Here is a 15,867-nt window from a genome sequence, read left to right on the forward strand (position 1 = left end):
AATTTTCCTACTCTTTGGTTTTTCGGAATACACCATTATTTTCTTTTTTTTGATTCAGCTATTCTTTTTCTTTCTGCAGCTGCACGTTCACGCTCTCTTTTATTTGCTTCGGCTATTTTTTTTCTTTCAGCTACTGCACGTTCACGCTCTCTTTTTTTTGCTTCGGCTATTTTTTTTCTTTCAGCTGCTGCACGTTCACGCTCTCTTTTATTTGCTTCAGCTATTCTTTTTCTTTCAGCTATGGCACGTTCACGTTCTCTCTTTTTTTGTTCTTTATCACTCATAATTAAAAAAAATATAGATTATATTCACTGGGTTTAATCAATTTCGTTAGCAATCTCTGTTACTAAATTTCTATATTTTTCTTTTCCTAAGATTTCATATAGATTAGATTCTAAAATTAAATCATTGTCTTTAGAAATAAAATAAGAGTCTGATGAAATTATATTATATTTAGTACCATAAAGTTCAAAACATTTTTTTACTAGACCAGTGTTGCTTTTAAAATAAATTTTCATTCCAAGAGTCTTTTTTGAAGGATTATCGCAGTAGATAAGTTGGTTTTTCCCTCTGCCACCTTTTGAATCATCATAAAACCCACAACCGCTTTTTGCAAATGATATTCTATAGTTTGAATTAATTTGCTCTTTATCACTTAGCACTTTCCAAAGTGAGCTAAAATTATTTATGGCATCAATTACATATCCTTCCTCTGCTAATTGAGATAATTTTGTTTCAATTCCGTTATAAATTGTTTTATTTCCAACTTTTTGCACGGCTTGTTTCGTTTCCACATCGTCATCAACACTTGTAATTGCAGCAAATTCCATGGCTTTTTCAAGCTCTTGCTCTAAATCTTCGCCATATTTGGTTCTTAACAAATTTAATAATTCTAAAACCGAAAAGGCTCTTGCCTTTAAATACGAATCATTTTGACATGCGCCCCATGCCACTTGTTCCCATTCTTCATCAATTAAATCTGATTCACCAAACTTTTTTATTTTTTCTTGTATATTATCCCATTCCACTCCAAATTTATTTCCAAAACCTTTATTCCAATTTGTAAAATTGGGTTGTTGTGATAATAATCTAAATATTTTTGGATATGAAATTTGAATTCCTAACAGTGCAAATAGCATAAAGTCATCACCGGTAGCCTCATCTTCATTAATTTCAATTTCTTTTAGGTGGTTAATTAAACTGAAAGAATTTAAATAGCGTTTTAAACTTCTTGGATTAAACCCAATACTGTGCTTAACGGCTTTGGTATATAATTCTTTTTCTTCGTCTGTAATTTGAATGCCAATACTATTTAATTTTTCAACTAAGAAGTTTTCAATGTCATAGGTTCCTGTAGGCATTGAAAAGGGTACTTGAATAATTTTATCAAAAAAAGAACGAAATTCCCGCTCATTTTCTTCAGTTTTTGGTCCGAATTTACTTTCTAATCCTTTTACAACTACATCATAATCAATTGCTAAAATGAAAATACAATTTGGAATATCAAATATATTTTTAAGTGCTTCTAAAACTTCTACCGCATCTCCTGGTGGGATTCGATCTAAATCGTCTACAAAGAAAACTACTTTTTGGATTGGATTTTTTGAGTCATTTACCAAGTCATTTATTAATCCTGTGATTAATGATTTAATTTCAGCAATTTCAGCTGTTGAATTTTGAGAAGAAGTTAAGCTTTCGGAAGCTTCTTTAATATTCATTCCTGTTTGGTTGGCGACTACTTGATTCATTAAATTACCTACAAAACCTGTCACCTTTTTGAAAGTTGCCTTACTTTCATCTTTCAAAGTCCATACGCCTCTGCTTTCACAAGATTCCTTTAGTTTTTCTAGCATACCTTTTAACACACCAGGAGTAGTTTCATTTGCTCCACGAAACATACTATATTCCCAAGTGTTTACCCATGAACATGCTATGTTTTTTTCATTAAAATCTTCTAAAAGCAAAGACATTAATGATGTTTTTCCAGTACCCCATTCGCCTTGAAGACCTATAGTGATTGGTGTATCACTTCTGGTAATAAAATTTGAAAGAGCTTGACTATACTTTTCTACTTTTAATAAGTCTTCACCTTTCTTATTAATTGGCTTATCTGTTATTGAACTCATAAATAATTAATTTAGTTTTTAATTTTTGATTAAAAAAAGTAAATATAAAATAATAATTATTTAATTTAGCTCATATTTAGCTCATGTATGCAAAAAGAATATTCAAATCTTATAATCGATATCCAAAAAAAATCAAAGATTGAGGTTTTAAAAGTTAGAGACTTAAAATATTTACAAGAGGATATTTATAATGTAACAACTAAGAATATTTCTTTCAACACTTTGAGACGTTTTTTTGGTTTTTTAAATGCAACAACTCCATCAGTTGAAACTTTAAACACATTTGCTTTATATTTAGGATATAATAGCTATTCGAATTATTTAAAGAATGGAGAAAATTATGATGATTGGTATTTTCAACTTAAAATGTTGAGGTTGCAGCTTAACGAAAATGAATTAGAAAAAAACGAGGTATTGCAATTTAATTATGCCTTACAAAATGAAAATAATATTATTGCTGTTGCAAATTATGTTTGTTTCTTAATTGAGAAAAACAAAACAGACTCTCTAATTGTTTTTTTTACAGTTTTTGATTATAAAAAACTAAAAGATAATGCGCTTACAAAATTTGCTCTATTAATTACTTTTAGTTTTTATAAATTAGCAACCAAGGTTACTTTATCTATTTATAAAACTCTTATACCATTTGAAAGTTTTAGAAACTCTGCACCATTGCGCTATATTGATTATTCGCACCTCAACGGTTATTACATCGAGGTAATTAAAATGATAAATGAATTTAATGCTAATGAATCTGATTTTCTTTTTACTTGTTTAATGGAATTTTATCAAAAATTTTATTCTAATGAAGACTACAGAGAAATTTTAATTGATTTACCAAAAAAAACGGAGCAAATTTATCCTGTTTTGGTGGGTAGATATTATGGTTATAAAATATTGAGTGAGGAAAAAATAGATAAATTACTTGAAAATTCAATAAAAAATGAACTCAAAGCAACTCAACATCATTTATTCTTGATAGAGATAATACCTGCTCTTGTAATAAAAGATGAATATGATTTTTTAAATTTAATTATTGAGAATTATTATGAAGAACTATTTGAAGTGGACAGATGGTCTTCAAAAAGTACTATCGCTAATTATTTAATAGGTTTAGCAAGTGTTAATATATCAAAAGGGAATTTAAAAGCGGCTAAAAATAATTTGGAGTTAATAGAATTAGAAAAGATTGAATTAGCCTACACTGATTATATTACACTTTTCTATTATTTAACAAAAATCAAATTATATTTTTATGAAAAAGATATCAATAAAGTAAATGAAAATTATTCTAAGTTAAAAGAATTAGCCAATAAAATTGGTTTTTATAAGTTTGTTATTGCGGCTCAAAAATATATTGAAGATTAACTTTGTATCTTGAAAAAATTTTCTCTTGTACCTTATTTTTTGAAATTTCTTAATCGGAAGTTATCTTCTATTTATAGGATTGTTGCTGTTGTTTGTAATGTTTTTTTTGTTTTTATCAACTTATTGATAAATCGAACGCCAATTATGATTTGGAGTTATAAAATTAAATTAACCCAACATCTTCACAACCCAATAAACACCCTTATTTTCGCAAAAACTTTTTAAATTAAGCGTAATAATATTTTTATTTTCTCCCGAAGCAAATAGTGAGGCAACTGCAAATTCAATAGCTGTTTTTTCATTGCTTTCATTTTGAAAAAGGATATTATGGATTCTAAATGGGTTGTAAACCGATTTATTATTGAAGTAAAGCGATTTGCAAATCCAATACAATTGGAGCACATACAAAGCGATGCTATGGAACTCTTTCTTTTGGTGCTTTATTAGGTCATCAATACTTTTGTTTAATTCTTCATGATGGAACAATTCTTCTTTAAATCCAAAAAAGACTAGTGCTTTCAATGACCTAGAAAATAACCATGCTTTTTCATTAAACCCTAAACCTTTTGATAAAACTAGTATTTCTGCTACATGAATTTTCCATGTATCATTAAGGATTCTATTAAAACCATCTATCAGTATTTGACATTCCATCCATCTTGAAAGTTCGTGAAAATGGCCATTTTTTTTATCTAATTGAACTGTTAATTTTTGAAATTCTTGAATTAGAGGAGAAGCATTTTGTGCTTTATGCGCCGTTTGGCTTATGACAAAACAATAGACATATAATTTTCTGTAATCGTTAGTAACATTAGGTAAATAATAATTCACTAAAGCTTCTGAAAAATAATTATTGTCATTGTCTTCATCTACATAACATTCATAAAAAAAGCGATGGCCAACACTATTGTCTGCTAAAAATTGAAGTAATTTTTTTTGCTTTTTACATACTCGAACATAAGTGCCAATTAGGGAAGCTGCAGTAAATAATATGGCTTCGTTTTCATTTTTTTTTGCTTTTTCTAACACAAGGTGCAAGGCTTTAAAATCTTCATTGGCCAATGCTAATTGCAATACCGCTAACGAAAAACCATCAGAAGCCTCGGTAAGAAAATAGTTGGGATCAAAAGGAACATTGGTTTGATTGGTACAAAAATCTTCCCAATCGTCATAACTCAAATAACGTGCAATTACATTCAAAGTATCTTTATAAGGAGTTCTAAAAGGTTTTACGACACCAAACATCCTTGCAATGGTGTGCTGAGAAATATATAATTTTTCTAATGCCAAAACCTCCGAACACTTTTGTGCATTTGCAATGTTTTTTATCTTAAATCCTAATTGGATTTCAAGTTGATTGCAAAGCGCTATTAGATAAGGATTCGGTTGATTCATGTTTATGTTTATGGTTGCACAAATATATGGGTATTCCTTTTTGATTATAAAGTTGCAATAACTTGCAATAAAAATTTAAAAAGAAGAATAGTATTTTTAACAAATTTAAATTTAAATACATACAATTTATGGCTACAGAAATTACAATGACAGGTAACAAAAAAATTAAAACTATTGTTAATGAATTTTCAGAAAAATTTAATTATTTGTCTTTAGTATTCAAAAAGGCAAATAATCATCCAATTGATATTGACAAAAATCTATCTGAGGTAAGAGAAAAAAATGGTGGTGAATTATCTATCGTAGGTAATTTAACAGTAGGAAGTTTAGAGAGAAGATTTATGGAGAATTTTGGAATTAATGTTCAGGTTGTTTGTAAATCAGCTGATGGAAGAATCCACAATACAAAAGGCGAGGCAGACACTAGAACGTTAGCACAACAAAATGAAACTGCCAAAGAAGAAGGTTTTGTTTCGTTTGTATAATATTTAAACAAAAAATTCACAATGCTAAAAACCAAATAACATTTGGTTTTTTTTAATTTAAAACTATACTACTATGTTCGATTTTATTTCAAATATTACCGATAAATTTAAAGCTAAAGATTTTCATTTAGCACCAAATAAAAAAATTAGAAGTCTTAAAGCTGATTTTAAAACTAATTTTGGACTTACACTAAGAGTTTATAAAGGCAAACAATTAGCCGATGAAAGTCTAACATTAGCAGCATTAAATCAACGAACAAGTAAAGATATTAAATCATCAAATGAAGATTTAAAAATTAAAGTATCCATGACCATTGATGAATTTGAAAAATTGATTGATGCTCATTTTGGACTAACTGTTCAAGTAGTTAATGAATATGATACTTATTGTATAAATAATAAATATACATTAGGCCAAGCAGCAAGAAAAGAAGATTTAAAAGATTGGTGCAAAGACCGTGGGTTTAATTCGATTGAAGACTGGCTAAAATCTGAAAAATGTAAAACATTAGAAGAATATTATTCTAAAAAATAAATAACTTAATAAAGTCAATCACCAATAAACAAAATTATATCTGATAAGATTTAAATTTAAGGATATCGAAAAAATCTTCAAACGCTAAAAGACTAGCAATATGAATAAAATTAATGCCATTTCAATTAAAGATAAACCAATTGAGAAAAATGAACAAGATCAATTAGACGTATCTCGTTACATTAAATCGCTCTCAAAATTTATTTTAAATAGTGACACTCCAATAACAATTGGTTTACAAGGCGAATGGGGAACAGGAAAAACATCTATGATGTGTATGATTCGAGAAGAACTTTCTAATGAAAATGTCGCTACATCTTGGGTCAATACATGGGAATACAGTTTGTTTAGAGGTGTGAAGGAGACTACTCCTGCTATATTGAATGGATTATTGTACGACTTAAAAGAAACTTGCGGAAGCGACTGGCCAAAAGAAGGTGATGTTGAAAATAAAATAAAAAAAGTTGGAAGATTTTTTGGAAACATAATAAATCAAGCTGTTGCAAATCAAGTAGGAGTTGATTTTAAATCAGCAATTGAAAATAATACGGAATCAATACTTACCAAATCTGAAATTGCAGAAGTAAAAAAGGACATAAGTGATGTTATCAATCAATTAATAAATGATCCAAAAAATAGATATGAAAGAGTCGTTTTTTTTGTAGATGATTTAGATAGAATTAATCCAACTGACGCAGTAGAAGTATTAGAATCCTTAAAAAATATTTTTGACTTACAAAATTGCATTTTTGTACTTGCTATAGATTATGATGTTGTGGTAAAAGGATTAGAAGGCAAGTTTGGAAAAAAGACAGATGAAAATGAAAGAGAGTTTAGATCTTTTTTTGATAAAATCATTCAGGTTCCCTTTAGCATGCCAATTGGCACTTATGACATTAATAATTTTTTAAAAGAAAAACTTCAAAATTTTGGTTTAAAGTTAAATGACGAAAAGATTAAGACTTATCTTGATGTTGTTCAACTTAGTGTTGGATATAATCCAAGAAGTTTAAAGCGCTTTTTAAACACTTTTAGTTTGCTTAATACCATAAGAACTATAGATGATGAAAAGCAGGAAACTAATTCAGATACTTTTGAACAAGTTGAATTAATGTTATTTGCGCTTTTAGGAATTCAAATTTCTTATCCTAAAATATTTAAATACATTGCGATTAATCCTATTTACTTTGATTGGGACAAATCTTTTGCCGCAAAAAATAATTTAGTATGGGAAGGAATTGAAGAAAAAATATCTAGATATGGTGAGAACGATCTGCTAGATGAAGAATGGGAAAAAGTAATTTGGGGATTTTGTCAATCAGATACTTACTTAAAAAGCAAAGTATTTAATGTATTAGAATTACTAAATAGCCTTAAAGAAACCTTTAAAGGTAATTTTAACGAAATAATAAATGATGCTTTAGAGTTTGCGGCTATTACATCGATTGATGATAGCCAAGAGTCTAAACAGAATATAATACAAATAGGAAAAAGTAAAATACGATATAATGGCTTAGATGCTAAGAAAGAACAATTAATTGCTTCTAATTGTAACAAACAAGCTATCACCTTATGGGAATCCATTTTTGAACCTATCAATAACAATCTTGAAGCCATCGGGCAAAAGATAAATTTTGCTAAAACAGTGACCTCTTTTTATAGATGGGTGGAAGGTAAAGGTGGAAAGTCAATTCAAACTATTTATTGTAATGATCCTTCTAAAACGGGTACGGGATTAAATATAAACTATTATGGATATAATGCTCAATTTGTGGATGATATGATTCAAATAGCTTCAGAATTTGGTTGGAAAGTTACTAGAGAAGAATTGTCTTTATCAAACAATTCGAAAATTGAAATTGTTCCAGGTGTTTGGCTAATAAAAGAAATTTCAGATTGGGATTTGGCTAAATTTGGTTGTTTAGCTTGTACTGCCGAATTTAGTAAAAATCAATCACAAGAAACAGTTGCTCTATTTTTTAATAGGGTAACCCAACAATTTATTAAACGTTTAACTAATTAAAAACAGAAAAGTTATGGCAAAATCGAAAACAACTAGTGTAACAGGATCTAAACACACTACTAAAACAGTAACAAAAGCTGGTAAAGCAGATAAAAGAACAACCTTGGGAGGCGCCAAGAAGAAAAAATAAATCATTAATTGAAAAATATAATTAATGCTTGAATAGCACATTCATTTGTTAGTAAGGCTTTACCTAATGCCTATAAAAAATGATGTAGTATGGATTTTTATCATAAATCAAATGAATAAATAAATGCCAAAACAAGAATTAAATAACAATGAAGATTTTTCATCATTATTAAAACAGGCTGAAAAAATTGTTTTTAAAGAGGATGCTAAATCAATTTGCGACCAGTTGGATGTATTGTTTTCAATAGCTGGTAAATCGCCAATAGAAAATGAAGAAAGTGATGTTTTTGAGATAAAAATACGTTCTGGCATTATGCGATTGAAAAAACTAGAAGCTTTTGATGAAGCTGCCTTTTATGAAACGGAAATTATAAGAATAACCAAAACAAACTCAACCAAGAAAAAAAACGAACTGTATTATTTTCTGTTTTCAATTATTGGTTTGACATTAATTGCTTGTTTTGGAAACAAAATTCTTTATGAGTCATTTTCATTATACAAAAAAGTTATCGATACGGTAATCCATTATTTTAAATAAAAAACAAGATGAAATTAACAATACTTTTAACCTTTATGGGAGTACTTACATTAATTGGAACAGGAATTATTGCCTTAATAGGATTTATAATTGGATGGAAATTTTCCGATTTTTTTATTCCACCAAGAGATTTCTGGACTAAAAGTGGTGTTGCAATGTGGGGAACAAAACTTAGTATTGCTGTAACAGGTGCTTGTGTTGCGGTATGGGGTGTTGCGGCTTTAATAACAGCTATTTTCAATTAAGATTATTTTTGCGTTACTTTTTTATTATTTTAGCTAAAAACAAACTTCAATGTTCTTAAATAAACAACTACTTTTTCTTTTCTCATTTTTTATTATTACACTTCTTTCCACTGCTCAAGTTTCTGTTTGCAGTTGGAACATAATGAATTTTGGTAAATCAAAGTCGGATAGTGAATTAGAATTTATAGCAACTACTATAAATAAATATGACATTGTGACGATTCAAGAGGTGGTTGCAGGTAATGGAGGAGCAAAAGCAGTAAGTAGATTAATAGCTGTTTTGAATAATAAAGGATTTCAATGGGATTATGCTATTAGTGATGTTACTACTAGCGAGAATCCATCTAGTAAAGAACGTTATGCTTTTTTGTGGAAAGTTTCGCAAGTAAAAAAAATTGGGAAAAGTTGGTTGGAGCAAAATTTTCAGAAAGAAATAGATAGAGAACCTTTTATGAGTACTTTTGAATTTAAAGGAAAGCAATTTACCTTGGCTTCTTTTCATGCTGTACCTAAAAAGAAAAATCCTGAAAGTGAAATTAAATATTTCAAATTATTACCAGCTTTATACCCAAAATTAAACCTTATTTTTATGGGCGACTTTAATTGCCCCCAATCCAATACCGTTTTTATCCCTCTAAAAAAGAAGGGATATAAAAGTATACTAACCAATCAAAAAACAAGTTTGCGTCAAAAGTGTATAAACAATTATTGTTTAGCCTCTGAGTATGACAATATGTTTTATGATGCAATGAAAACGACTAGTTTAAATTCTGGAATCATACCTTTTTACGAAAAATTTATTACGTTAAAAGAAGCAAGAAAAATTTCTGACCATGTTCCTATTTGGAGTGTTTTTAAAATAAATTGAGAGTATAAAGCAACACTTTTATTAGCCTTTATTTGATTTCGCACTCCATAACTATTTACAATATATTTGAAAACTGAATAGTTCTTTATTTTAAAGTTCAAATGAAGCTCTAAAACATCGGGAAGATGTGTTATTTTGGTCGTAATAAATTAAATAGTCCTTTATTAATTTCAGACTGCATGGTATTTGTAGAATAATATAGTAGTTTTGTAATGTTTAATTATACAGTTTACAACTTGAACTAACTTGAACTATTTTAAACTAATTATATACATTAAATTTACACGTTAAATAAACCAAAATCAGTTAGTGGGTTTTAATTGTAAGCGAAATGCTTACTAAAAAAAGAGGATACTAGTTATCCTCTTTTTTAAACAAAAATCATACTTAAATTTATATGCCAAAATCTCTATGCCAAAAATAAAACAAACAAAAGAAACAATAATTCTCTTTTTAGCAATTGTAGTAATCATCACCTTTTTTATTCTTGTTGCCCTATTCCTTTATTTATTATATAATCCAACATCATCATTTATCTAATCCTGAAACAATGTCCAAAAACCAAAACAAACTATTGAAACAAATTATCATCATAGGTTTGATAATTGCATTTACAATAGTAACTTGCTATTTATTTTATCAATTGATTACTAAGTTTATAATGAAATAGATGTTTTAAAAAGTAATTATATTGTGACCAACTCTTTTTGTAGTTTTTTATAAATGGTATCAGTTACAGGAGAAAAATTTAAATCATAATTAGTACTAGAAATACTTTTAAATAATTCTGTCGCTTTCTCAATTTCATTAGTTTTAAGCAAACTATAAGTATATACTATTTTGTAATGATTCCAATTTTGTTCTCCCCATTGTGTAAAAAGTAAATCGTTTAAAGGAACATGTTTTATAGCTAAATCAATGATGATTTTGTGCTCGTTACATTTATGTAAAAATAGACTTATAATGAATATAGACGTCACTCGGTCACTTACATCTTCATATAAAGACTTAAAATTAATAGCACTTATTTCGTTACATAATTGAGGAACCAATTCTGGTTTATATTGTTTAGCATTAATTAAAGTTATTCCTTTAATCCGCATTAAAAGAATGTTATTATTAATTTTGGAATAATCTATTTTTTTAATTGCCTTATAATGAATTTTAAAAGAGACCCAATCTTTGATTTCAGCATAGTAATTGGCTAAAATTAGATGATAAAAAGCATAGGATTCTAAGTTGTCTTTTTTTACTTCATAATATTGATTTAATAATACTCGGTAAAATTCAAATTGTGGAGTAACTACCCATTCAACAAAAAAATCAGTCTCAAAAGCATAGGTGTTGTCTAAATTAAAATAATAGTTGCAGGCAATTTTTTGCAACCATTCGTTTTTTATACATAGGGTTGTTAAAAGATGCAATATAAAATAAATCGAATATCTATTATTTTCAATATCAACAAAAAGCGTTTCAAATTCAAAAAAGTTTTTAAAGAAATTTTCGTCTTTTTGTAATGCCTTTATTAAAATAATTTGAATAAAAAGATCATAAACTTCTTTGTTTACTTCAAGACTTTCAATTTTTTTAATAAGCAAACTAGTATCAAAATCACCTTCTAAACTTTTTAATAGCAAAATTTTAAATTCGTCAATTGCAACTTGATTATAGTATTCTATGAATTTTCCCCAATCGGAATGCCCACAAAATTCAGCACAATAGTTTAGTGAGTTAATAGAAAGTGTAGTGTTGTTCTTGACAATATTGAATAACCTTCTTAAGGTATCAGAGCTAACATTATTATCCATTTTATTACTCACCCAATCGCAATCAATGGTGTCTAAAATGCTATTGCCATGTTTTTTACAAATCTCTTTTCTAAGAAATTGCAGATGTTCAGGTTTAGGTTTGGTTGCTATTCTAGCCATAATATTAAATTGCTAAAATACAAAAAACTCTAGTATTTTTTTATTTGCTATTATTTGCAATTTCCCACATTTGACAAGTGGATTTAAATTACTTATTTTTGATTATGAATTTAATTAAACTCCTTTTTATTATGATTTATTCTGAAGAAAATGAAGAAGTTAGGTTGCAGTACAAGAATGCAAATGATTCCGAATTACTAACAAATATTAGAATTTCAAAAACGCTGTATTTTCTTTTCTCTAGGAATTTTTACAGAATATTAGTTTTTGGTTTTTCAATGGGTATTAATTTTTATTATTATTACAAGACAGGTAATGAAATGCGATTAATAAATAATTCATTTATAGCATTTGTTCTTTCGATGGTTATTACGAACTATTTAAATTCAGATGAAGATGCAGCGACCGAAAAGCAGACTATTAACACCTTAAGAAAAATGCGACAAGAACTAAAAGAAAAACAAACTATATGAGCAAATTAATTATTGATTACAATCAAACTAAACAACCCGATTTTATAGGTGATATTCATGGGCATTTTGATGCTTTGATACAATTGTTTGAAAAAATGGGCTATACTATTAACGATGGAATCTATAGCCATCCAGAACGGTTTCCAGTTTTTATAGGTGATTATATAGACCGTGGACCTAAGATATTTGAAACGGTTGAATTAGTCAAAAATATGCAAGAAACAGGTAATGCGATCGCTTTAATGGGAAATCATGAATTAAACTTTTTAGAATTAAATCATAAAGATAAAGAAGGAAATTCGTTTAGAAGCCAATCTAAACGCCATCAGGTTAAAGAAACAGATGCTGCTTTTTTAGGAAAAGATTTAGATAGTTATTTAGATTGGATAGCTCAATTACCAATAGCAATTGAGTCGGAACATTTCAGAGCAGTACATGCACAATGGGAAGTAGAGGCTATCGAAAATATAAAAAAATCTACTATTGAAAGATTAGATGAGGAAGGACTTAGAAAGGTTTATGCTACACCCAATTTATATAAATCTATAGAGATATTATTAAAAGGAAAAGAACTTAAATTACCTGAAGCCTTACATTATAATGATCATGGTTCAGAACCAAGAACAGAAGCTAGAATAAAATGGTGGCAAGCTAGAAAAAGAACTCTTTTTGGAGAGGATTTCGCTTCACTTCCAGGACACATGATTGATAAAGATATTTCTACTTTTAACCACGATTATGATTTTTTTTATGAGAGGGAACACACTCCTGTTTTCTTTGGTCATTATTGGATGGATGCAAATAAGGTTGAGTTAATGAGTAGCAATGCGTGTTGTGTTGATTATAGTATTGCTAAAAAAGGAATTTTAGTGGCTTATAGGCATACTATAAGAGAAGTATTGTCAAATGATTATTTTATTACACATCTATAAATTGGAAATATAAGAATTAAATTTAAAATAAATTATGAAAGAAAATCAAGATAAACTAAAAAGAAATTTTGAAATATTCAAACCTTATATACAAAGTACAAATTTGAATACTGAAATGTACGATAATTTGGAAACGATATATTATACTCCAGAATCTTCCGAAATAAAAGACGGCTATTTTGTTGCTGAATTTTGGATTCCTTATTGTGATGGTGTTTTTATAAAAGAGAAATCATTTAAAATTTCCCATGTGTTCAGATTAGATATTCAACAAATAGAGGCGGAATTGAATAAAATCTCCGATGCTGAAAAAAGTAGATTTGAAACTTTATTAAATCCAAAAAACATAGCTTTTGTATTAAAAAGTTTTTACATTAAATTTATTCCATACTTGTCAGGTGAAAATGGCAAAGAGGATTATGGAAAAATAGCAGAAATATTATATAATTATTATGGGTTTATTATAGGTAGTAGATATGGTCAGTAACCTAAACTTTAAAACAATCTAAATGTCAGAAAAAGCAAATTATATAGAAGAACTAAAAGAGAACCCCGAATTATTAAAAATACTTCCGAAAGAATATCCGTCTATTTCGCAAAAAATGAAATTGTAATTACATGCAAAAATTAGAGTATAATTTTCCAAGCAAAGTAAAAAAGTTTAATATTGTAAATCCGATTTTAAAATTTTTTGTGGCAAAATATGAGAATAAGATTCCTTGGCAATCTGTTGTGAAAAGCGAAACTGAATTGGATTCTTATATTAAAAATCATTTATACACTGAATTAATACAAAATGCTACCAATAGTAGTTTAGAAGGTAAATCCTTTTTTTATAAATACAGTAAAACACCAGATGTAAAGTTTTTGTTAGAATTTGATAATGAATTTTCTGAAGCTCAAATCAAAGAAATAAACCAACAACTTATAGAAAATGGGAATGAGTTTGCGGCGAAGCTTGTAGAAAAATACATAAATAATAACAAAGTTGCTGCATTCCAGTTATGGATTAATTTGCTTAAAACAAAATATCCAAATAAAGAAGCTTTCCATTATCTCGTACTTTTATCTGTATTCGAGTTGTATGGAAAAAATCAAAGAAGAATTCTTCCTAAACCTGAAATTAATAGTATAGAAATATTATACAAACGTATTTCTAACGAGCTTCTCAACCCAAATAAGAGCATTGCTAAAACTTATTTTAATAGAGTTGCCACTAAGTACCAAGTTAAAATAATAAACACATGGAAATTTGTAACGAAAGGGATTGAAAATTCTAATTTATTAAGTTCTTTAGCTTATAAGTCAGGTTGGTGTATAGCTTCTAGTTCTTTTGCAGAAAGTTATATTAAAAAATGTGATTTCTTAATATTTTATAATAATGATATCCCTGTTGTAGCTATACGTTGTGATTTAGAAAAAAAAATAATCCACGAAATAAGAGGAAGAAATAATGCAGTACCGTACAATTGGTTAAGTGAAATATATTTAGTGCTCAATCATTTAAAGTTCGATTGTGCGGATATTTCATTAGTAAGTAAAGTTGATATTAAAAGTAAAGATGAAAACTGGTGGAACTTACAATTAAAGCGTTTTCCATTGTTAATTAATAATTCACCTTATCCCAATTTTTCTGAAAATATAAATGTGGAAGAAATTGATTTTAATTCCTATCTAAATGTATACTCTATGGATCAAATAATTATAGATTGTAATTTAGATGAAAAACTTGATTTTTCAAATATTATTAAATCTTCACCCAACATTTTTGAAAAATTGAAAATGTCCTCTTATTATAAAGGTGAATTGTCTGAAGAGCTTTTAATTGATTCATGGTTGGATTTGGTTTTTGACCATATACTTTCTGAAGATGATTTGAAAGCAGTTCCTACATTTGTTTTAAAATCAGAACGATTTCAAAAAGCATTAAAAGTTTATTTTCCGGATGGTTTAAAAAAACTAACTACGAAAAGACCAAAAAACTATTCTGAACGTTCTTTTATAACAGAATTAAATGATTATCTAATTGAAACTATTGATGAACCATTAGATATAGCAATCCACCGTAATGTACAATTAATTATAAATCATAATAATCAGGATTTTTCAGATATTTTTACTCCAATTTCACGTAAAAGAGCAGATTTCAAAATATTAAGAGTTGCGGTTTGGAAAAAAGCCATTGAACTAGATGTTACATTTTATTTTGCTTATCCTAGAGATCTTCAGATTTCTGAACCATTAGTGTTAGGAAGTTTAGATTTATCAATACCTGCTAATAAAAAACATTTAGATAGCCTAAAGTTATCGCCATGGTTATTAAATAGAAGAAGCGGAGGTGTGCCCAAAAAACTGCGTTTTACGAAAGAAATGTTAGAAGGCTATATAAATGGTTGGGGGCATTATATTACAAAAGAACCTTATAAGATGTATAAAGCCAATTCCTTTGGTTCAAGAACTTATATGTCATATGCAGCCCTAAATAGTTTTAATTTAATTAAATATTTTATTCGCGGTTTTGCTCAAAATGATTGTCATCAATATGCTTCTTATAGAATGTTTTCTATGCCTGTTTTTCAATTTGCTGTATTATTAGGATATACAGGTAAAAACGCTTTTCCTGCTGTACGAAGAAAAATTAGAGAAATTAGAGATGATGAAAGGCGAAATTATACAAAGAATTCAATAGATAAAGCAGTTACTGAAATGCTTAAAAACAATGAACTCAAAATTCAAAAGGATTTTTATAAATGTAAAAGTAATGCTAATAAATTTGGCTTTACTATGTTATAAAATAAAAAAAAACATGAACTCTTAAAATT

General features: G+C 28.0%; 16 protein-coding genes. 12 read left to right on the forward strand and 4 right to left on the reverse strand.

The window, feature by feature from the left end; translation table 11 throughout:
- Window positions 1-35: 35 nt before the first annotated feature.
- Entirely contained in the window at window positions 36-284 is a 249-nt protein-coding gene (locus tag ABD771_RS09775) for a hypothetical protein (protein WP_344816613.1), read from the reverse strand.
- Between the two features lie 33 nt (window positions 285-317).
- Window positions 318-2,126 carry a KAP family P-loop NTPase fold protein gene (locus ABD771_RS09780; RefSeq protein WP_344816612.1) on the reverse strand — a complete coding sequence of 603 codons (1,809 nt, stop codon included), beginning with the start codon at window positions 2,124-2,126 and terminating at the stop codon, window positions 318-320.
- 87 nt (window positions 2,127-2,213) lie between these two features.
- Here ABD771_RS09780 and ABD771_RS09785 point away from each other — a divergent pair, with 87 nt between their 5' ends.
- On the forward strand, window positions 2,214-3,494 hold the full coding sequence (locus ABD771_RS09785; protein ID WP_344816611.1) for a hypothetical protein: 1,281 nt from the start codon (window positions 2,214-2,216) through the stop codon (window positions 3,492-3,494).
- A 168-nt stretch (window positions 3,495-3,662) separates the two neighbouring features.
- On the opposite strand, the gene ABD771_RS09790 is transcribed toward ABD771_RS09785, so the two are convergent.
- Window positions 3,663-4,889, reverse strand: a complete 1,227-nt coding sequence (locus tag ABD771_RS09790) for a hypothetical protein (RefSeq protein ID WP_344816610.1) — start codon at window positions 4,887-4,889, stop codon at window positions 3,663-3,665.
- A gap of 128 nt (window positions 4,890-5,017) precedes the next feature.
- Here ABD771_RS09790 and ABD771_RS09795 point away from each other — a divergent pair, with 128 nt between their 5' ends.
- The 7 genes from ABD771_RS09795 (at window position 5,018) to ABD771_RS09825 (ending at window position 10,252) form a co-directional block, all read left to right on the forward strand.
- Window positions 5,018-5,374: a hypothetical protein gene (locus ABD771_RS09795; RefSeq protein ID WP_344816609.1), complete on the forward strand. Its 357-nt coding sequence runs from the start codon at window positions 5,018-5,020 to the stop codon at window positions 5,372-5,374.
- A gap of 73 nt (window positions 5,375-5,447) precedes the next feature.
- A complete protein-coding gene (locus ABD771_RS09800; protein WP_344816608.1) occupies window positions 5,448-5,909 on the forward strand; it encodes a hypothetical protein in 462 nt (153 codons plus the stop codon).
- A 100-nt stretch (window positions 5,910-6,009) separates the two neighbouring features.
- On the forward strand, window positions 6,010-7,932 hold the full coding sequence (locus ABD771_RS09805; RefSeq protein WP_345094020.1) for a KAP family P-loop NTPase fold protein: 1,923 nt from the start codon (window positions 6,010-6,012) through the stop codon (window positions 7,930-7,932).
- A gap of 253 nt (window positions 7,933-8,185) precedes the next feature.
- Window positions 8,186-8,599, forward strand: a complete 414-nt coding sequence (locus tag ABD771_RS09810) for a hypothetical protein (RefSeq protein WP_345094022.1) — start codon at window positions 8,186-8,188, stop codon at window positions 8,597-8,599.
- 8 nt (window positions 8,600-8,607) lie between these two features.
- Entirely contained in the window at window positions 8,608-8,844 is a 237-nt protein-coding gene (locus ABD771_RS09815; protein WP_344816604.1) for a hypothetical protein, read from the forward strand.
- Between the two features lie 49 nt (window positions 8,845-8,893).
- Entirely contained in the window at window positions 8,894-9,712 is an 819-nt protein-coding gene (locus ABD771_RS09820) for an endonuclease/exonuclease/phosphatase family protein (protein ID WP_345094024.1), read from the forward strand.
- A gap of 411 nt (window positions 9,713-10,123) precedes the next feature.
- Window positions 10,124-10,252 carry a hypothetical protein gene (locus ABD771_RS09825; protein WP_345094026.1) on the forward strand — a complete coding sequence of 43 codons (129 nt, stop codon included), beginning with the start codon at window positions 10,124-10,126 and terminating at the stop codon, window positions 10,250-10,252.
- A 146-nt stretch (window positions 10,253-10,398) separates the two neighbouring features.
- Here ABD771_RS09825 and ABD771_RS09830 read toward each other — a convergent pair whose 3' ends face one another.
- Entirely contained in the window at window positions 10,399-11,640 is a 1,242-nt protein-coding gene (locus ABD771_RS09830) for a hypothetical protein (protein ID WP_345094028.1), read from the reverse strand.
- Window positions 11,641-11,771: 131 nt separating this feature from the next.
- Between ABD771_RS09830 and ABD771_RS09835 the strand changes: the two genes are divergently transcribed.
- The 4 genes from ABD771_RS09835 to ABD771_RS09850 all read left to right on the forward strand — a co-directional run bounded on the left by ABD771_RS09835 (window position 11,772) and on the right by ABD771_RS09850 (window position 15,838).
- A complete protein-coding gene (locus ABD771_RS09835) occupies window positions 11,772-12,113 on the forward strand; it encodes a hypothetical protein (protein WP_345094029.1) in 342 nt (113 codons plus the stop codon).
- Window positions 12,110-13,045 (forward strand): metallophosphoesterase, encoded by a 936-nt coding sequence (locus ABD771_RS09840; RefSeq protein ID WP_344816600.1) that lies wholly within the window; start codon window positions 12,110-12,112, stop codon window positions 13,043-13,045. Before ABD771_RS09835 ends, ABD771_RS09840 begins: the two co-directional genes overlap by 4 nt.
- Window positions 13,046-13,079: 34 nt before the next feature.
- The gene (locus tag ABD771_RS09845) at window positions 13,080-13,532 is read left to right on the forward strand and encodes a hypothetical protein (RefSeq protein WP_344816599.1); all 453 of its coding nucleotides are present in this window, start codon (window positions 13,080-13,082) and stop codon (window positions 13,530-13,532) included.
- Between the two features lie 131 nt (window positions 13,533-13,663).
- Window positions 13,664-15,838, forward strand: a complete 2,175-nt coding sequence (locus ABD771_RS09850) for a hypothetical protein (RefSeq protein ID WP_345094032.1) — start codon at window positions 13,664-13,666, stop codon at window positions 15,836-15,838.
- Window positions 15,839-15,867: the final 29 nt, after the last annotated feature.

Origin of the sequence: Flavobacterium chungnamense (assembly GCF_039539165.1) — a bacterium.
Classification (GTDB): Bacteria; Bacteroidota; Bacteroidia; order Flavobacteriales; family Flavobacteriaceae; genus Flavobacterium; species Flavobacterium chungnamense.